17 protein-coding genes and 1 CRISPR repeat array are annotated in these 17,151 nt (G+C 63.4%); of the genes, 3 read left to right on the forward strand and 14 right to left on the reverse strand.

Translation table 11 applies throughout. From position 1 onward, the window contains the following. Window positions 1-8: 8 nt before the first annotated feature. From EPD80_RS06315 to argS, 5 genes are all read right to left on the reverse strand, one after another. Window positions 9-1,505, reverse strand: a complete 1,497-nt coding sequence (locus EPD80_RS06315; protein ID WP_142810359.1) for a YifB family Mg chelatase-like AAA ATPase — start codon at window positions 1,503-1,505, stop codon at window positions 9-11. Beyond that, entirely contained in the window at window positions 1,502-2,764 is a 1,263-nt protein-coding gene (gene tyrS, locus EPD80_RS06320) for a tyrosine--tRNA ligase (RefSeq protein ID WP_142810361.1), read from the reverse strand. Before tyrS ends, EPD80_RS06315 begins: the two co-directional genes overlap by 4 nt. Before the next feature lie 86 nt (window positions 2,765-2,850). After that, complete coding sequence (locus EPD80_RS06325; protein ID WP_221928885.1) at window positions 2,851-3,489, reverse strand: thiol:disulfide interchange protein DsbA/DsbL; 639 nt, start codon at window positions 3,487-3,489, stop codon at window positions 2,851-2,853. Between the two features lie 12 nt (window positions 3,490-3,501). Then, a complete protein-coding gene (locus EPD80_RS06330; protein ID WP_142810363.1) occupies window positions 3,502-4,086 on the reverse strand; it encodes an SPOR domain-containing protein in 585 nt (194 codons plus the stop codon). 10 nt (window positions 4,087-4,096) lie between these two features. After that, on the reverse strand, window positions 4,097-5,887 hold the full coding sequence (argS, locus tag EPD80_RS06335; protein WP_221928886.1) for an arginine--tRNA ligase: 1,791 nt from the start codon (window positions 5,885-5,887) through the stop codon (window positions 4,097-4,099). Between the two features lie 108 nt (window positions 5,888-5,995). Here argS and ubiB point away from each other — a divergent pair, with 108 nt between their 5' ends. Next, on the forward strand, window positions 5,996-7,522 hold the full coding sequence (ubiB, locus tag EPD80_RS06340) for a ubiquinone biosynthesis regulatory protein kinase UbiB (RefSeq protein ID WP_142810472.1): 1,527 nt from the start codon (window positions 5,996-5,998) through the stop codon (window positions 7,520-7,522). A gap of 28 nt (window positions 7,523-7,550) precedes the next feature. Continuing rightward, complete coding sequence (locus tag EPD80_RS06345; RefSeq protein ID WP_142804124.1) at window positions 7,551-7,922, forward strand: HVO_A0114 family putative DNA-binding protein; 372 nt, start codon at window positions 7,551-7,553, stop codon at window positions 7,920-7,922. 89 nt (window positions 7,923-8,011) lie between these two features. Here the strand turns inward: EPD80_RS06345 and EPD80_RS11335 are convergent, their stop codons facing one another. Further along, a complete protein-coding gene (locus EPD80_RS11335; protein WP_185955349.1) occupies window positions 8,012-8,179 on the reverse strand; it encodes a hypothetical protein in 168 nt (55 codons plus the stop codon). Between the two features lie 187 nt (window positions 8,180-8,366). On the opposite strand from EPD80_RS11335, the gene EPD80_RS06350 reads away from it, so the two are divergent. Beyond that, window positions 8,367-8,564 carry a hypothetical protein gene (locus EPD80_RS06350; protein WP_142810365.1) on the forward strand — a complete coding sequence of 66 codons (198 nt, stop codon included), beginning with the start codon at window positions 8,367-8,369 and terminating at the stop codon, window positions 8,562-8,564. 305 nt (window positions 8,565-8,869) lie between these two features. On the opposite strand, the gene EPD80_RS06355 is transcribed toward EPD80_RS06350, so the two are convergent. From EPD80_RS06355 to cas5c, 8 genes are all read right to left on the reverse strand, one after another. After that, window positions 8,870-9,067: a hypothetical protein gene (locus EPD80_RS06355; RefSeq protein WP_142804122.1), complete on the reverse strand. Its 198-nt coding sequence runs from the start codon at window positions 9,065-9,067 to the stop codon at window positions 8,870-8,872. Between the two features lie 587 nt (window positions 9,068-9,654). Beyond that, entirely contained in the window at window positions 9,655-9,837 is a 183-nt protein-coding gene (locus EPD80_RS06360; RefSeq protein WP_142804121.1) for a hypothetical protein, read from the reverse strand. A gap of 87 nt (window positions 9,838-9,924) precedes the next feature. Further along, a CRISPR array of direct repeats spans window positions 9,925-11,558; the repeat unit is 37 nt; unit sequence GTTTCAACCCACGCCCGGCTTTTCAGCCGGGCGAAGC. A 164-nt stretch (window positions 11,559-11,722) separates the two neighbouring features. Further along, entirely contained in the window at window positions 11,723-12,013 is a 291-nt protein-coding gene (gene cas2, locus EPD80_RS06365) for a CRISPR-associated endonuclease Cas2 (protein ID WP_142810474.1), read from the reverse strand. Window positions 12,014-12,021: 8 nt separating this feature from the next. Further along, window positions 12,022-13,056, reverse strand: coding sequence for a type I-C CRISPR-associated endonuclease Cas1c (cas1c, locus tag EPD80_RS06370; RefSeq protein ID WP_142810368.1), 1,035 nt, complete (start codon window positions 13,054-13,056; stop codon window positions 12,022-12,024). A 3-nt stretch (window positions 13,057-13,059) separates the two neighbouring features. Then, window positions 13,060-13,686 (reverse strand): CRISPR-associated protein Cas4, encoded by a 627-nt coding sequence (gene cas4 / locus EPD80_RS06375; RefSeq protein WP_142810370.1) that lies wholly within the window; start codon window positions 13,684-13,686, stop codon window positions 13,060-13,062. 18 nt (window positions 13,687-13,704) lie between these two features. Next, a complete protein-coding gene (gene cas7c, locus EPD80_RS06380) occupies window positions 13,705-14,637 on the reverse strand; it encodes a type I-C CRISPR-associated protein Cas7/Csd2 (RefSeq protein WP_142810372.1) in 933 nt (310 codons plus the stop codon). Between the two features lie 5 nt (window positions 14,638-14,642). Then, window positions 14,643-16,412: a type I-C CRISPR-associated protein Cas8c/Csd1 gene (gene cas8c / locus EPD80_RS06385; RefSeq protein WP_142810374.1), complete on the reverse strand. Its 1,770-nt coding sequence runs from the start codon at window positions 16,410-16,412 to the stop codon at window positions 14,643-14,645. Beyond that, the gene (gene cas5c, locus EPD80_RS06390) at window positions 16,409-17,134 is read right to left on the reverse strand and encodes a type I-C CRISPR-associated protein Cas5c (RefSeq protein ID WP_185957727.1); all 726 of its coding nucleotides are present in this window, start codon (window positions 17,132-17,134) and stop codon (window positions 16,409-16,411) included. Before cas5c ends, cas8c begins: the two co-directional genes overlap by 4 nt. Window positions 17,135-17,151 lie beyond the last annotated feature (17 nt).

Below are 17,151 nucleotides of genomic sequence, written 5' to 3' on the forward strand. Positions count from 1 at the left end.
TTTTTCCCCTAGAACGGCAACCGGCGCAGCTGCACGGCCTCGGCCACGTGCGCCGGCTCGATCGTCTCATGGCCCGCCAGATCGGCGATGGTGCGCGCAAGCCGCAGGATGCGGTGGTAGGCCCGCGCCGAGAGATCGAGCCGCGTGATCGCGCGCCCGAGCAAAGCCAGCGCCGGCTCGCTCGCCCTGCCGTGCGTCTCCAGTTCGCTGCCGGAGAGACGCGCATTCTCCTTGCCCTGGCGCGCCAGTTGCCGCTCGCGCGCCGCGAGCACCCGCATCCGTACTTTCGCCGACGGTTCCCCCGCCGCGGCGGCGGCGAGCGTCTCCGGCGGCAGGCGCGGCACCTCCACCCACAGGTCGATGCGATCGAGCAAGGGCCCGGAGAGCTTTGCGTGGTAGCGCTCGATCTGCGCCGGCGTGCAGCGGCAACGCCCGGACGGATCGCCCAGGTAGCCGCAGGGGCAAGGATTCATCGCCGCCACCAGCTGGAAACGGGCGGGGTATTCCACCCGCTCTTTCACCCGCGCCACCGCCACCCGCCCCGTTTCGAGCGGCTCACGCAACGCCTCCAGCACCCGGCGCTCGAATTCGGGCAATTCGTCGAGAAAGAGCACGCCGCCGTGCGCGAGCGAGATTTCACCGGGTCGCACCGCCCCGCCGCTGCCCACCCCTCCGACGATGGCCGCGGGCGAGGCACCGTGGTGCGGCGCACGAAAAGGACGCACGCGCCACAGGTGCGGCGTGAAACGCCCGTCGCTCGACCACACCGCCGCGGTCTCGATCGCCTCTTCTTCGTTCATCGGCGGCAAAATCCCCGGCAGACGCTGTGCCAGCATCGACTTGCCGGTGCCCGGCGGTCCGTAGAGGAGCAGGGAATGACCGCCCGCCGCGGCGATCTCCAGCGCCCGTCGCGCCCCGGCCTGACCCTTGACCTCGGCGAGGTCCGGCCACGCGGAGCCTGCCACCTCTGCCATCGGCTCGGGCGGCGCCGGCAGGCGTCCCTCGCGCAGCCAGGCGACGAGCTCGGCGAGCGACGCCACCGCCACCGTCTCCGCCCCGACGCGCAGCGCCTCATGGGCGTTCGCGCGCGGCACCACTACGCGCCGACCCTCGCGCCGCGCCGCCAAGGCCGCGGCAAGCACGCCGCGCACCGGCCGCACGCTCGCGTCCAACCCCAGCTCGCCGTGGAATTCGTGATCGGCGAGCGCCGTGGGCGGCACCTGACCGCTCGCCGCGAGCAAGCCCACCGCGATGGGCAGATCGAACCGCCCGCCGCTCTTGGGCAGATCGGCCGGGGCGAGATTGACCGTGATGCGCCGCGGCGGAAACTCCAGCCCGGCGGTGAGGATCGCCGCGCGCACGCGCTCGCGCGCCTCGCGCACCTCGGCATCGGGCAAACCCACGAGGTTGAACGCGGGCAAGCCGTTGGCCAGATGCACCTCCACCGCCACCCGCGCCGTCTCGACGCCGGTGGCCGCGCGCGTGAGCACCGTGGCGAGGTTCATCCCCAGACGATCAGACAGTGGTTTTTCTTGCCGCGCTGCAGCACCGTGTAGCGGCCGAAGCGCCGGTCGGAGTCGCCGATCACCGCGTCCAGCGCCGTGACTTTCACGCCATTGACCGCCACCGCGCCGCTACTGAGGAACGTGCGCGCCTCGCTCTTCGACTTCGCCAACCCCGCGGCCACGAGCGCATCCACCAGGCCGCTCTGCTCGCGCGACAAGGCCGCCGTGGGCATGCCATCGAGCGCGAGCTGGGCGTAATCTTCTTCCGTGAGCGCCTCGAGCGAGCCGGAGAAGAGCGCCGCGCTGATGCGCTCGGCCGCGCGCAGGGCCTCGCTGCCATGCACCAGCCGGGTCACTTCCTCGGCGAGTACCCGCTGCGCCTGCGGCTTGTCGCGCCGCCGATCTTCCTCTTCGATCGCCGCGATCGCCTCGACCGACAGGAAGGTGAAGTAGCGCAGGAATTTGTAGACGTCGGCGTCGGCCGTGTTGAGCCAGAACTGATAGAACTTGTAGGGCGAAGTCTTGCGCGGGTCGAGCCACACCGCGCCGGATTCGGTCTTGCCGAACTTCGTACCGTCGGCCTTGGTCACCAGCGGCAGCGTCAGCCCATAGACTTCGGCGCGGCACAAGCGCCGCACCAGGTCGATACCGGCGGTGATGTTGCCCCACTGATCCGAACCGCCGATCTGCAACAGGCAACCATGGTGGCGGTAGAGCTCGACGAAATCGTAGGCCTGCAAGAGGCTATAGGCAAACTCGGTGAAGGAAATCCCCACCTCGTCGCGCGCCAAGCGCTGCTGCACCGCCTCTTTCTTGATCATGGCATTGACCGAGAAGTGCTTGCCGACCTCGCGCAGGAAGTCGAGCACGTTCATCTGGCCGAACCAGTCGTAGTTGTTCGCCAGGATCGCGGGATTGCCGCCCTCGAAGGAGAGGAAGGGTTCGAGCTGGCGCTGGATGCGCTCGCTCCACTGCGCCACCACGTCGAGCGAATTGAGTTTGCGCTCGTTGGCCTTGAAGCTCGGGTCGCCGATCATGCCGGTCGCCCCGCCCACCAGCGCGATGGGCCGGTGACCTGCCTGCTGGAAGCGGCGAAGCACCAGCACCGGCACGAGGTGCCCCAGATGCAGGCTGTCGGCGGTGGGGTCGAAACCGCAGTAGAGCGTGATTCGGCCTTCCTGCAGGCGCTGCTGCAGCGCCGTGAAATCGGTCGTCTGCGCGATCAGTCCGCGCGCGCGCAAATCCTCCAATACGTCCATCGATTCGGATCCTCGTCGCCGGCAGGACGATGCGCCCCGCCCCGTTCATGGGAAAGATTGGATTTTCCCACGAAAGCGGGCCCTCGTCAGCCGCGGCGCAGCCGGGCGATCAGCCGGTCGACTTCCTCGAGCGCCGCCTCGTGGCTGCCGGTGAGCGAGGCGGACGTGAGATAGCGCCCACCCACCGCCAGGGTCGGCACCCCGTCGATCTTGTAGGCACGGGCCCGCGCATCGGCTTCTTTCACGCGCGTCTCCACGCCGAAAGAAGTCCAGGCCTCGTAGACCGCCTTGCCGTCGCCGCCGTTTTCCTGCACCCAGGCCCGCGCGCCGTCGCGGTCATAGACGAGACGCCGCTCGTCCTGCACCGCGGCGAAGATTTTCGAGTGCAGCGCCTCGAGCTGACCGGTCGCATCAAGCGAAAAGTACAGTCGCGCCAGCCCCGCGAGTGCTCCTTGCCCCCAGATCACGGGAGAGCGATGAAACGCCACGTCCTCGCTCAAGGTTTTCTTCCACCGTTCCACCAGCGGATCGAGATCGCGGCAATGCGGACAGCCATAGTGGAAGAACTCGATCACCTCGATCTTGCCGGCCAGGGTGGGCTGCGCCGGAGAAAGTTCCAAATGGGTCCTGCCCTGCCGTGCCTGCACGCTGCCAGCCCCGGCCAAAGCGAACGCGCCCAGAGCCTGGAGAAACCGTCTGCGGTCGATACCCCCGTTTTTCATCATTCTCGTCGCTCCTCATCTAACCAGCGTCGGGGAATAGCCCGCCGCCTGTAAGCGAGCACGCGCCACCTGCGCTTCGTCCTGACTGCGGTAGGGGCCGGCGCGGACCCGATAGAGCGTACGACCATCGGGCATTCGCACCGGTTCCACCGTGGAAGTGATCCCCGCCAACGCCAGCTCGGCGCGAACCCGGCTCGCCTCCCGCTCGTTGGCAAAAGCACCCACTTGCCAAAAAAGCCGCTCCTGCGTCTGTGCCGGCGGGGGCTCGGGCGCAATCGCCGCCACCCGAGGCGGCTCGGGCACTATGGTTGCCGGCTCTTTCGTCGTGCCGTTCGCTTCTCCGGTCAACGTCTTGTAGAAATCGAACTTCATATCGGACACCGCCCCACTGGAAGCAGAAGCGGCTTGCCCCGTGTCCCTGGTGGGCGCAGTCGTGAAAGGCGGCGTACGCGTAAACCACCAGGCAAAAGCCGCGGCGATCAGCGCCCCGATGGCCAGCCCGACCAACAAACCCAACGCCGTACCGCCGCCCGCGCCCAAGCGCCCTCCACTTCCAGCCCGCTGCGCTCGACGGCGACGGCAAACCCCCGGCTCGATCATGGCCCCCTCCTCACATCGACTCCGGCGCCGAGACCCCGAGCAGCCCCAAACCCGTGGCGAGCACCGTTTTCACCGCCGCCGCGAGCGCCAGCCGCGCCAGGCGCAATGGCTCTTCTTCCACCAGGATACGCTCGGCGTTGTACCAGGCGTGGAAGTCCGATGCCAGATCCTTCAGATAGAACGCGATGTGGTGCGGCGCGCGCTCACTGGCCGCCGTCTGCACCACCTCGGGAAATGCCTGCAGGCGCACGCACAGATCGAGCGCCGCATCGCTCGTGAGCAAGGACGCGTCCGCTTCGCGCAAATCTTCGATCGTCCCGCCCCACTCGCGCAACACCGAGCAGATGCGCGCGTGCGCATACTGCACGTAATAGACGGGGTTCTCGTTCGACTGTTTCTTGGCCAGATCGAGGTCGAAATCCAGGTGCTGGTCGCATTTGCGCAGCACGTAGAAGAAACGGCAGGCGTCGTTGCCCACCTCGGCGCGCAACTGGCGCAGCGTGACGAACTCGCCTGCGCGCGTCGACATCGACACCTTCTCGCCATTGCGATAGAGCACGGCGAACTGCACCAGCGCCACCTCGAACTTCTCCGGATCGAGCCCGAGCGCCTGGATCGCCGCGCGCACGCGCGGGATATAGCCGTGGTGATCCGCCCCCCAGATGTCGATCATCAAATCGTAGCCACGTTCGTACTTGTTCCAATGGTACGCGATGTCGGAGGCGAAGTAGGTGTAACTACCGTTTTCACGGCGCACCACGCGATCCTTGTCGTCGCCGAATTCCGTGGAACGAAACCACCAGGCGCCGTCCTGCTCATAGAGGTAGCCGCGTTTTTTCAGCGTCTCCACCGCCCGCTCGACCATTCCCGTATCGTAGAGGCTCTTCTCCGAGAACCACCGGTCGAAACGCACGCCGAACTCGGCCAGGTCATCGCGGCAATCGCCCAGCTGCTCGGCGAGCGCGAACTCGTGGATCCAGGCGTAGTCCTCGCCCAGCAGGCGCTTGGCGTTGGCGATGAGCCGATCGAGATGGCGCTCGCGTTGCTCCGCGGCCTGCGGGTCGGTACGCTCGGGATCGGGTTCGCCCGGCGTCCCCTCGAGCACGTCCTCGACGCGCACCCGGGCAAAACGATCCCCATGGCGTTCGGCGATCGTCGCCGCCATGTCGATGACGTAGCGCCCCTGATAGGCATTGCTCGGGAAAGGCACCGCGACGCCGAAACGCTCGAGATAACGCAACCAGGTGGAGAGCGCCAGGATGTCCATCTGGCGACCCGCGTCGTTCACGTAATACTCGCGCTCCACCGTGTGGCCGGCAAAGGCGAGCACGTCGGAGAGCGCCGCCCCATAGGCCGCACCACGTCCGTGGCCGACGTGCAGCGGCCCGGTGGGGTTGGCCGAGACGAACTCCACCAGGATGCGCCGCCCCGTGGGTTCGCCTGCACCGTAACGCGCCCCGCGCGAGAGCACGTGCGGCACCACCGCATTCTTCGCCAGCGGCGCGAGCGTGAAATTGATGAACCCCGGCCCGGCCACCTCCACCTTGGCCACCCAGGGATGAGGCGTGATCTCGCGAACGATCTCCTGGGCGAGCTCGCGCGGATTGCGCTTGATCTGGCGGGCGAATTGCAAGGCGACGTTGCTTGCCCAGTCGCCATGGCTCGCCACTTTCGGACGCTCGAGCGTGAGCGGCAGATGGGCGTACTGCGGCAACACCGCCATCAGCGCCTGGCGCAGCAGCGCGGCCAGCAGCACTTTGGGATCGGATACAGGCAAGGCGGAGGGATCTTGGCTCATCATGACTCGGTTCTGCGATCGTCAAACTGCAATTATAGCCCTCCCCTCTGCCCGAAACGTGCCGATTTGCGCTAATCTTGGATGTTGGCCAACCCGTGGAACGTCGCCGCCGTGCGCCTGCTGCGCCTGACTCGCATCTTCTGGATCGTCTATGCCTACGCGCTCGACGAGATCGTTGCCCAAGCCGACACCTCGGGGCGTTTGACGCGCTGGTGGCGCCGGCTCTTCTTCTGGCGGCGCAGCGCCGTGCCCCGCGGCGTGCGTCTGCGCCGGGCGCTCGAATCGCTCGGGCCGATCTTCGTCAAGTTCGGCCAGATGCTCTCCACCCGCCGCGACCTCATCCCGCCCGACATCGCCGACGAGCTCGCGCTCTTGCAGGATCGCGTCCCCCCCTTCCCGAGCGAAGAAGCCCGCGCGCTGCTGGAAGCGCACTACGGCAAGCCGCTGGAGGCCGTGTTCGCCCGCTTCGAGCGCGACCCCGTGGCCTCGGCCTCGGTGGCGCAGGTGCACTTCGCCGAACTCTTCGACGGCACGCAGGTGGCCGTCAAGATCCTGCGCCCGGGCATCGCCCCGGTGATCGAGCACGACCTCGCGCTCATGGACACCGCCGCGCGGCTCCTCGAAGCGCTGTGGCCCGAGAGCCGGCGGCTCAAACCGCGCGAAGTGGTGGCGGAATTCGCCAAATCCCTGCACGACGAGCTCGACCTCATCCGCGAGGCAGCCAACTGCTCGCAGCTGCGGCGCAACTTCGCCGGCAGCCACATGCTGCTCGTGCCCGAAGTCTATTGGGACTACTGCGGGCGCGAGGTGATGGTGATGCAGCGCATGTATGGCACCCCCATCTCCCAGATCGAGACGCTGCGCGCCAAGGGGATCGACCTCAAACGCCTCTCGGCCATGGGCGTGGAGATCTTCTTCACCCAAGTCTTCCGCGACGGCTTCTTCCACGCCGACATGCACCCCGGCAACATCCTGGTGGCCGACGACGGACGCTACATCGCGCTCGATTTCGGCATCGTCGGCACGCTCGCCGACGAAGACAAGAACTACCTTGCGCAGAACTTCCTCGCCTTCTTCAAGCGCGACTACCGGCGCGTGGCCATCGCCCACCTCGAAGCCGGCTGGGTGCCGCCGCACGTGCGCGTCGACGAATTCGAGGGCGCGATCCGCGCCGTGTGCGAACCCATCTTCGACCGCCCGCTCAAGGACATCTCCTTCGGCAAGACCTTGCTGCGGCTCTTCCAGACCGCCCGCCGTTTCGAAATGGAAGTGCAGCCCCAGCTCGTGCTGCTGCAAAAAACGCTGCTGAACATCGAAGGTCTGGGCCGCCAGCTCGACCCCGAGCTCGACCTGTGGCAAACGGCCAAACCCTTCCTCGAGCGCTGGATGAGCGAGCAGGTCGGCTGGCGGGCGCTACGCCGCCAGCTCGAAGAAGAAGCCCCCCAATGGGCGAAGATCCTGCCGCAGCTGCCGCGCCTCGTCCACCGCGACCTCAGCGAGCGCCTGGCCGAGCGCGAACGGGAAAAACTGCGCGAGCGCCGCGCCGAACGCGAAGCGGCCAGCCGCCGCCGCGAGCGGCTCGTGTGGATGCTGCTCTGGGTGGCAGCGTTTGCCGCGGGGTGGTGGTGGGGGCGGTGAGGTCGTTGTTCACCCTGAGCCAGAAGACATGAAAACAATCCTGAAAACCGAACCCGTCGAGGCATTCTTCCAGCGGGGACGCCATCTCGCCCGGCTCGCCGACGAGGGTGGCACCCTGCCGAGCGAACGCATCATCGCATTCGAAGATCCTGCCGATCTCGCCCGACTCATGACCGCGGCCAAGATCGCTCTCTTTCGCGCCGCCAAGGAACGCCCCGGTTCGCTCACCGACCTTGCCCGACGCTTGGGGCGGGATCGCAGCGCGGTCAAGCGTGACGTCGATGAGCTCGCCCGTACGGGGCTGCTCGTGGTCGAGGAAAAACCCCTCCCCGGCCACGGCCGGTTCAAGGAAGTCCGTGCCGTGGAAGAAACAGTGGTAATGGCTGCCGTTCTGGCGTGAAAACCGGCGAGGCAACGCCTCGAGAACCTTCCCGGCCAGTTCAACGGCGCTCGCGCGACCGAGGATCCTGTGAACTTGGGCGCAAAAACTCAAAAACGCTTCTGAATGATCCCGGCGGCGACGCCAACGCCTGCAGGAACGAGCAAAACGAGCGCAACGCCAGCGAGAATCAACCCCCACCACGGCAGCGCTGGCGCCAGCAGCCAAGCAGCGATCGCGACAAGAAGAAGAGCAAAGACGGCGAGAAGGGTATCCATGAGGCAATAGTATGGCTCAAATTTGCTCTTTGGAACCCGAGTCTGCGTGACGATGAATCCTATTTATCATTCCAATATGATTTCAGGGATTGGCGGCACAATCTAAAGGAATATGCTGAAAGTGCGCCGGACACCGAAGACTGGAGGAGGAATTCAAATGAGTCCATGCTGCAGTCAGAAGCATGACATGAAAATTGGATTCGTCCTGATTGATTCTCCGCTCACACCGTGCTCGACTCGACGCGAGATCGTGCAGTGGGCGGCATACTGCCGGAATCAGGCGGCTCTGAGCGGCAACCCGGTGAGTCGCGAGGCATGGCAGCGCGAGCTCGACGAGACGGAACGACTGCTGGCGCAGACGCTCGCCGATGGAAATGGTCGATGATCCGCGTCGAGATAGACGACCGCGCTGTGCGCTTGGCGTTCGCTGTGCTCGCCCGGTTTCAATCCACGTCCGGCTTTTCAGCAAGTCGAAGTGCTGCGCACGGTGCTCTCTTTCGAGCCCGACTCATGGAAACCGGCCGAAGTTGGCGACCTGAAGATCTCGGCGCCGTGGCCGAAATGCTGGGAAACGCGTGATCGCGCCGATCGACGGGCTCGAGGCACTGGCCTACCACTGGACGCCAGAGCTCGGACGCGCGATAGAGATAAACGAGTTCGTAGGCTAGGTTCGGCGCGCCGAGCGTGCGCTCAAGGCGCGCAGCGGCGGATGAGCCGAGCGATACCGACGATGAACGCCTCGGTCAATTCGTGCACAAGCGCCAGCAGCGGCCACAGCATGAGCGTGAGCGCGCAGACAGCCATTAGTGCGGTAAACGTATCCCATATCAGCAAGACCGGCACACAGGCGAGTGCGGCGGCAAGCAAGGAAAGAATCAGCGATGCCATATTTACTTATTTTACTTATAGCATGAGGTGGCTGTCATGTTTACTTTATGGCATGGGGTGGTTGTCATGTCGATGAGAGGCATGGCAATCGGCGTCACGCTGAGCCTAACCGATCGGTTCAGCGCGCCACTCAAAGGCGCGATTGGACACATCGAGAGGCTCGCTGCCATTGGCGCGGCGGCGCATGCGGCGGCTTACGCATTACCTGGCCTGTCGCAGTCGGCGCAGCGCATCACCATGCAATCGACGCAGGCGTTCATGGCCGGTTCATCCCCGCGCACGCGGGGAACACACGGCCTGCCGGGTCGCGCTCGGCCTCGAATCGCTGCGCGATGCGCGCCCCCATCTCCTGACCGATGGCGCGCATAGCAGGCCGACCCTGGCCGCCCTTGAAACCAACCACCGCGCGCCAAGAAGGGGCGCGGCAGCATCCTTTACCGTACGGGCGAGCTGCTGAATTCGCGCACGCACCGAGCCGACCCCTTCGAGGCTGCAGTGGGATTTGGTAAGCCCTACGCCGCTTATCATGAGTTTGGCACGTTTCAAGCCATGCCCGGCTTTTCAGCCGGGCGAAGCGCACGCGGCGGCTAAGCTAACACGAGGGCAACGATGAAAACAAGCGCCCACCAACCCAACATCGTGCCGATAGGCGAAATGCCACGCTCCCCCTGGATGAAGCTGATCAGTATAGGCGGCGCAAACAGCAGTCCCACCAACATCCAGCCCGCCCAAGCGTGATCGTTGGCATAAGAGAGGATCGATTCAAGCATGCCTGCCACCCTGTCGATTGCTGCGAGATTAACAGACCAGCTAAGCGCACCGCTGCGTACGGCGCAAAGCGGGATGGAGGCGCGCATGTTTCAACCCACGCCCGGCTTTTCAACCGGGCGAAGCTTCACCACCACGGAGAGCGGTTGGTATCCCGCACCTGTTTCAACCCACGCCCAGCTTTTCAGCCGGGCGAAGCCCGCATCGCGCGACAGACTGGCAGCACGTTCGGCGTTTCAACCCACGCCCGGCTTTTCAGCCGGGCGAAGCCCCCAGTACGCCAGCAGCCCTGAGGCACTAGCGATACGTTTCAACCCACGCCCGGCTTTTCAGCCGGGCGAAGCCGTCGTCCGGCTCATCCGATCCTGCGTAGAACAGGTTTCAACCCACGCCCGGCTTTTCAGCCGGGCGAAGCATCGACGCGCACGGGGTTGTTGTTGGCGTCTAGCGCGTTTCAACCCACGCCCGGCTTTTCAGCCGGGCGAAGCAGCAGCACGGGGCCGATTGGCCATTGTTCTGGCTAGTTTCAACCCACGCCCGGCTTTTCAGCCGGGCGAAGCGGCATGAGGCTATCGACGATCATCCCCGGCGCGAGGCGTTTCAACCCACGCCCGGCTTTTCAGCCGGGCGAAGCGGCATGAGGCTATCGACGATCATCCCCGGCGCGAGGCGTTTCAACCCACGCCCGGCTTTTCAGCCGGGCGAAGCGATCGAGGTTTTCACCCGCGGCCCGGCGCGCGCGATGGAGTTTCAACCCACGCCCGGCTTTTCAGCCGGGCGAAGCGACGCGCTGGCTGGCCGACTGGTATCCCGACAAAGGTTTCAACCCACGCCCGGCTTTTCAGCCGGGCGAAGCAGTCCGCCAAGTCCGCCGTTGTACGCGGAGAACATGTTTCAACCCACGCCCGGCTTTTCAGCCGGGCGAAGCCCAACGGCGTCACGCCGTCGCGCATGCGGTAGGACTCGTTTCAACCCACGCCCGGCTTTTCAGCCGGGCGAAGCCGGCGAGCAGGTCGGCCTTGGCGGCGCCCGCCACCATGTTTCAACCCACGCCCGGCTTTTCAGCCGGGCGAAGCCGGCGAGCAGGTCGGCCTTGGCGGCGCCCGCCACCATGTTTCAACCCACGCCCGGCTTTTCAGCCGGGCGAAGCACGGGCGCATTCTGCCATCGCAGCGGGACTACTGGGTTTCAACCCACGCCCGGCTTTTCAGCCGGGCGAAGCATACCGTGCGCGACATAGCTCTGGCACTTTAGTTGGTTTCAACCCACGCCCGGCTTTTCAGCCGGGCGAAGCTCTGCACCTTGGCGTGGCCGATGAGTTTGTAGAAGTTTCAACCCACGCCCGGCTTTTCAGCCGGGCGAAGCCCGTGGCCAGAGTACGCGGCGTGCTGATGTGCGTGTTTCAACCCACGCCCGGCTTTTCAGCCGGGCGAAGCCGCGGATGGGCGTCCACAGCCCCGCGTTGTTCTGGTTTCAACCCACGCCCGGCTTTTCAGCCGGGCGAAGCCTGCCAGACCTGACGCCCGTGTGCCGGTGCCGGCGTTTCAACCCACGCCCGGCTTTTCAGCCGGGCGAAGCCCGCGACGGCGCGGCCCTTGCGCTCCTGAAGGCCTGGTTTCAACCCACGCCCGGCTTTTCAGCCGGGCGAAGCGGGCGGGCCGAGGAAGCCAAAACCGCCAACGGCGTGTTTCAACCCACGCCCGGCTTTTCAGCCGGGCGAAGCTCTACTCTATTAACTCCTTGACGAAATTACAATTTTCCTAAACAATACGCGAACTAAAAATATTTATTTAACATTCATGTTGTAAAAGAACGTTTACGGCGACAAAGCCGATTCATCTCTTGCGCGAATCCCGCCGATTTTTCCGGGTGATTCAGGTTCGCGCATTAGATCAGCAACGGGCCTTCGAAATCGGTGGCACGAAAGCAACCATACTCCCTCACATGGACATTGGTTGGTTCAATAATTCGATAAAAGCGCAAATTATCCTCGCTCGGATCGATCTCAGAGATCAGCTGCCGCTCTAACGCTTCAAACATCACTTCATCGACACGGCATTCAAAAAGTGATTTCTGCACACGCTGTCCGACACGCTCACACACTTTGGCGACACGGCGCAAGCGACGACGGCCCGCGGAAGTTTCAGTTGAAACATCATAGGCGACGATAACGAGCATGATGATCTTCAACGGGCCATCCAAGGCAGATAGCATTCGTCTTCACCACGTACCGCCCGGGCAAGCAACCGCGCTTGGACGAGAGGAACAAGTCCGAGCGGCATTTTCTGTTCGAGCAAAGGGTGGGTGATTTCTTCCTGTTTGCGCTCCTGCCAAGCCAGCACGACGGTACGCCGCGCCTTGTCCGTAAGGAAGATGGATCCCCCGTCCCGTTCGATGAAATCGCCGCTGCTCAGCTGGCCACGATTGATCAGGGTCAGCGCCAGACGATCGCATAAAGGGGAGCGAAACTCCTCTTGGAGATCGAGTGCGAGTGCTGCACGCCCGGGGCGCAAGGCATGCAGAAAGCCGATTTGTGGATCGAGCCCGACGGTTTCCAGAGCCGAGCGGCAGTCATTCATCGAAAGTACATAGAGAAAAGAAAGCAGGGCATTGAATCGATCCCGCGGCGGACGGCGACTTCGGCCGTCGAGGCGAAACCGTTCTCGCTGGGCCGGTTTAACGGCAAGGTTCAAAGCAGCGAAATAAACGCGTGCAGCCTCTCCCTCGATGCCGCGCAGTTCGTCTAGATCGTGCGCCACGGCCGCGGCACGAAGCGATGCCGCCAAAGCATCGGCCTGGCGTTGCAATTCCAGCCGTTCTGCCTCGGACTCGTTTTCACGCGCAGCGCGCAGAATCACGGTTCGGCCATTGCGCAGTTTACCAGCAACACACGAACGGGCGAGTTCAAGGGTCTTCTCTGGCGAAGTGGCGGCCGAAAATTGAGCCAAGCGCAATAGCACGTTGCCCGAAACGCCCCCTTCGAGGCGAGCCTTGAACCGGCCGTGTTCGTCGAGTAACACGAGGTTTTTTCCGGCCTCTGCCAGGGCATGCATCAATGCTGGCGATACCATCACGTTGCCAAAGCAGACAATGGCACCGAGATGGTGCAGCGGGACTTGCAGCCGTTTCTCCTGCTCCACCTCCACGCGCACCGTACCGTTGTCGAGGCGCAGATAAGACGGTTGCGTCATGACGTAAAGGGTATTCTGCAGGCGGTACATCGCTCATTCCTCTTCGGGCTGGAACAAAACCGACCGTGTTCTGTGAAAAAGACCCCGATCGGCGCCCAGTTCCGGCTGGCAGAGCTCGCGCAAGGAACATTCTTTGCAGCGGGCATCGAACAGCGGCGGAGGCAAAGTGCGGCTGGCAAGCATTTGTCGCACGGCGGCGACGGTTTCCTCGACCCGGCGGCGCAAAGTCTCGTCGATCGGCACTTCGCGCCGGCGGTGGCTGCTCACATGATAGATGGCACCCCTTGGCACGGAAACGTTGAGCATTTCCTCCAAGCACATCGCCTGCGCGGCAAGCTGGACTTCGTCGGCGAGACGGCCGCGTTTTCTGCCGTACTTGAATTCGACGGGGAAAACTTGGCCGTCGGGGTGAAACTCGACGAGGTCGGCCTTGCCAACCAGCCCCAACCGCTCCGACCATAGCGGCAAGGCCCGTTCGCTGCGTACCCCCTGACGCGACACTGCACCGGGAAGGTCGACGAGTGCATGCGCTGCCCGTCCACGGGCCGTATGGACGTTTTCCTCGAAGCGTTGCTCAAGGTGAATCAGGGCGCACTGCCGTGGACAATAGACCCAATGCTGCAGGGCGGAGAGTGCCAAGGGCTCGTCGTCATCCGACATGATGAGGCGCCGCGCACTTTAGCAAAGGCGCAGAAGACGCACGCCCGGAGGGAGGTCTTCTTCATTTATTTTTATATCATAATCTTCGACAGCGCGCGGCACTTCCACACCCGGCTTACGCCGGATCTGGATGCGTTCGAAGAGTGCGTACGCTGGCGCGTTGCCGAGTTTGGATTCGTGCTCGAAGACGATGAGGGCGCGCGTGGCCATCTCGCCTCGGGCAGCCGAGCGGTCATGTTCGAAGGACTGACAAATCGCCTGATACAGCAACTGGAGGTCATCTTCATCGAAACCGGTCTGGTCGGCCAGAAACGCCGAGACGAAACCATGCGCGACGTAGAGTCCATACGGCACGGTATGCTTGCGCCCCATGGTGCGGTTGTCTCCCTGCTGCTTTGCCGCCTCTTCTTCTGTGGCAACCGCCATACGCGTGATGGAATGTTCCTGCGCGACGATGGGCTCGACCGAGCGGGCGAACGTCAACTGCACTGGTCCGCGCACCTGGCCGCAGTTTACGCCGGTGGACATCACTGCCCCGAACGTGCGCACATCGAAGAAATTCTGGCACATCCATCGCCTGGCTCGCTCGACGGCGTCGCCTCCGCCCTTGCGTTTCTTCTTGCCTTTCTTGCCCTCCTCGTTTTCGGCAGCATCCTCTTGGAGCTCTATACCGAGTGCGGCATAGGCGCGCTTGTTTTGCAGGTTGAGGATGGCTTTCTCGCGCACATAGATTTCATAGCGCTTCTCGTCAGGTTGAGGCGCATTTTCGGTTTGATCGCGGGTCATGGCCACGAAATTGCGAATCTTGCGTTTGAGTGCGACATCGGTGACCAAACCATGACCGGTTTCGGCATCGATGCGAGGCAGGTTGCCGGCATCGGGGTCCCCGTTGGGGTTGCCGTCCTTGACATCGAAAATCCAGACGAAGTCGTAGCGGTGTTCCAAGCTCATATGCGTTACTCCTCAGCAGGGGTCGTCGTAGATTCAAAAGGTTCTTTGGCTGTCTTGGTGAAGAAAGCTTGACGCTGTTGGTAGTATCCCAATGCAAAGCGAGCCTGCTCGGCAAGCGGGAGGATCCTGGGCGGAAAGTCCGACGGATCGAATCCGTCCATGATCTCCCCAATGACCCTTTCGTACCAACGGGCCTTGCCCTCGGAGAGCTTGGCTAGATGATGAGTGGATAATCGCAGCAAGGTGGAAAATACCGCAGCCGGAGTGCTGCTCGCAGCACCGTAGTAGCGCTCGCGGATGGTGGCATTGAGCCCGGGGCTTGCCTCTTCTTGGATGCGTTCGAGCACCGCGAAGAGCCGCCCCAAGCGGTAACCGACATTGGGATTGTCTGGATCGAGCATCGGTGGGATCTCCTTGATGGGAAAGGTAGACCTGCGGGCGCGCCGGTTGAGGAACGCACGCAGCAGCGCCGCACGGGGATAGTTCACTTCGCGCTCGGCGCGGCAGCGGTTGACGGCGAGCACGAGGAGCCCATAGGGATAGGGCAGCCCCTCGAAGATCGCACGGACCAGCTCTCCTCCCAGCCGCGGTGGAATGTTGTCCGCTTTGCGTTGCACGGCCAACGAAGCAAGGAGTCGAAAAAGGGAGAGGTACTCGGGCTCGCCTGGCTTGTGGACGATCCCAATATCCTCGAAATGCTGGCGGACGCGCTGCGCAAGCTCCATGGCCGTACCCGATTCGAAAAACCGGATTGCAATGCGAGCAGCATTGGGTGCGAGACCGAGTACATAGAAGCGCGTATCGTCCTCGCCCACGGCAAACCGCCCCCGCTGGATCGCCTCATAGATGGTACGCACCGCCTCGGTTTGCCGGTCGGGATCATCGCGAACCGGCTCACCGAAGAGATCGGTGAGGCATTCTTCGAGCTCGTGCGGCTCCTCTGCCCAGAAGACGATCGCGGTGTCTCCCACCTGGACACGCTGCCGCGATTCTCCAGCCAGAAGATGGTTCAATGCCGTCGTGTAAGCAAAGGCCGCAGGTTTGCCGACAGGCGCATTGACCCCTTGGCTTTTACCCCAGGAATTGAAAGCATCTAGATTGAACGAGACGATGTTCGCACCGCTCGTTTGAGCACCCCATACCCCTTTGATGGGGGGATGCAGTCGGGCCAAAGCGGCGGATTCGCCTCGCACCAGACAGATTCTCTCTTGCGTCTCTTCTTCACCGACATCGCCGGCTATGGCAGTGACGGCCGCGCGCTGGCATACGAGCTCGACGTCCCCTTGAAGACGGAAGCCAAGATATGGATTGATGCGTTTGATTTCCTCCCAAGCAGGAAATGCGGCGAGGCGTTCGTCGAGCCGATCGGGATCGAGTCGAGCAAGAAAAGCACGCACCGCAGCAACTCCGGGATCGCTTTTTACTTCCTCTGGCAGCGCCTCAATACGGGCGCGGAACGCCTCGTGCTGTCGCGCGACACGCTCGGGATCGTCACGGGTATCGATGCCAAGTACGTATTCTGCGGTATCCCACAGCAGATTGGCGACCACGCCGGAAGTCTTCTTCGCTGCCATGGGAACGAGGAAGCGAGTGGCCGTCTTCTTTTTGCCGCTGCCGCTGCGAGTATCGCTGATCTGCACCAGGGTGCCGTCACGAGCGAGCTCCAGGATGAAGGGGATTTTCTTTTCTTCGAACCCATAGGGCGGCAGTCGTTTGGCCGGATCGTGATCGGCCTGTTTGCGGCGGTAATAGGCGTCGAGCGCTTGGAGAATCATCTTTTCACCTCCGGATCATCCCTCGCGGGAACCTCGAGGACGCCTCGAACGAGCCGCGCCTTGAAAAACATCGCCTGCGGATCGAATGGATCGCTGTAATCCAGATCGTATAGTATGTAACCGAGTTCGCGGGTCTCGTCGATGGGAGGGCGGCGTGTCCGCTCATCGTCTGGATCCTCTACGAGCCGGAAAGCAGCAGCGAATTCGCGCGTCCCGAGATAAGGCTGATTGACGCACTGCCCCTTTCGGGCGCGGCGTATGAACATCTCGGCATATTTCTGCGGCGTCTCGTCATCCTGCGATGTCAAAGCGATGTCTCGGGAGTCGCCAAGCCGACGATATGCATGGCGATGCGGCAGGAATTCCATCTCGGCATGGATGCGGTAGGCGACGTCGCGCAACAGAAGGGCCGCCCGCTGCTGGCGTTCCTCGTCGACGTACTGGGCGAGCATCCCCATGCCGGAGTTCATCGCCTCTTCGACGGTACCCAATGCAACGACATTTGCAATCTCGTTGCGTCTGATGCTCGTCCAGCGGATCGGTTCGAGTACTTCGATGCGGCGAATGTGCCACCGGATACGCGGCTTCCATAGAATCGCCTCGAAACAGGCGCGCGCGGCCGATGGCGTGATGACCTCGTAGCTCACGCGTTCGACTTTCATCTCGGGTCGCGTGAAACAGGCCAGAGGGCCGGAGAGTTCGACGCAAAATTTTATCGGCATGATGATCCTCTCTGGAA

Origin of the sequence: Tepidiphilus olei (assembly GCF_006980705.1) — a bacterium.
Classification (GTDB): Bacteria; Pseudomonadota; Gammaproteobacteria; order Burkholderiales; family Rhodocyclaceae; genus Tepidiphilus; species Tepidiphilus olei.

Bases quoted from the DNA above. Each gene is read 5' to 3' on its own strand.
- tyrS (WP_142810361.1), bottom strand. From the start codon at position 2,764: ATGGACGTATTGGAGGATTTGCGCGCGCGCGGACTGATCGCGCAGACG.
- argS (WP_221928886.1), bottom strand. From the start codon at position 5,887: ATGATGAGCCAAGATCCCTCCGCCTTGCCTGTATCCGATCCCAAAGTG.
- EPD80_RS06355 (WP_142804122.1), bottom strand. From the start codon at position 9,067: ATGGCATCGCTGATTCTTTCCTTGCTTGCCGCCGCACTCGCCTGTGTG.
- cas4 (WP_142810370.1), bottom strand. From the start codon at position 13,686: ATGTCGGATGACGACGAGCCCTTGGCACTCTCCGCCCTGCAGCATTGG.
- EPD80_RS06350 (WP_142810365.1), top strand. From the start codon at position 8,367: ATGAAAATTGGATTCGTCCTGATTGATTCTCCGCTCACACCGTGCTCG.
- EPD80_RS06360 (WP_142804121.1), bottom strand. From the start codon at position 9,837: ATGCTTGAATCGATCCTCTCTTATGCCAACGATCACGCTTGGGCGGGC.
- EPD80_RS06330 (WP_142810363.1), bottom strand. From the start codon at position 4,086: ATGATCGAGCCGGGGGTTTGCCGTCGCCGTCGAGCGCAGCGGGCTGGA.
- EPD80_RS06315 (WP_142810359.1), bottom strand. From the start codon at position 1,505: ATGAACCTCGCCACGGTGCTCACGCGCGCGGCCACCGGCGTCGAGACG.
- cas7c (WP_142810372.1), bottom strand. From the start codon at position 14,637: ATGAGCTTGGAACACCGCTACGACTTCGTCTGGATTTTCGATGTCAAG.
- cas2 (WP_142810474.1), bottom strand. From the start codon at position 12,013: ATGCTCGTTATCGTCGCCTATGATGTTTCAACTGAAACTTCCGCGGGC.
- cas5c (WP_185957727.1), bottom strand. From the start codon at position 17,134: ATGCCGATAAAATTTTGCGTCGAACTCTCCGGCCCTCTGGCCTGTTTC.
- EPD80_RS11335 (WP_185955349.1), bottom strand. From the start codon at position 8,179: ATGGATACCCTTCTCGCCGTCTTTGCTCTTCTTCTTGTCGCGATCGCT.
- cas1c (WP_142810368.1), bottom strand. From the start codon at position 13,056: ATGTACCGCCTGCAGAATACCCTTTACGTCATGACGCAACCGTCTTAT.
- EPD80_RS06325 (WP_221928885.1), bottom strand. From the start codon at position 3,489: ATGATGAAAAACGGGGGTATCGACCGCAGACGGTTTCTCCAGGCTCTG.
- EPD80_RS06345 (WP_142804124.1), top strand. From the start codon at position 7,551: ATGAAAACAATCCTGAAAACCGAACCCGTCGAGGCATTCTTCCAGCGG.
- cas8c (WP_142810374.1), bottom strand. From the start codon at position 16,412: ATGATTCTCCAAGCGCTCGACGCCTATTACCGCCGCAAACAGGCCGAT.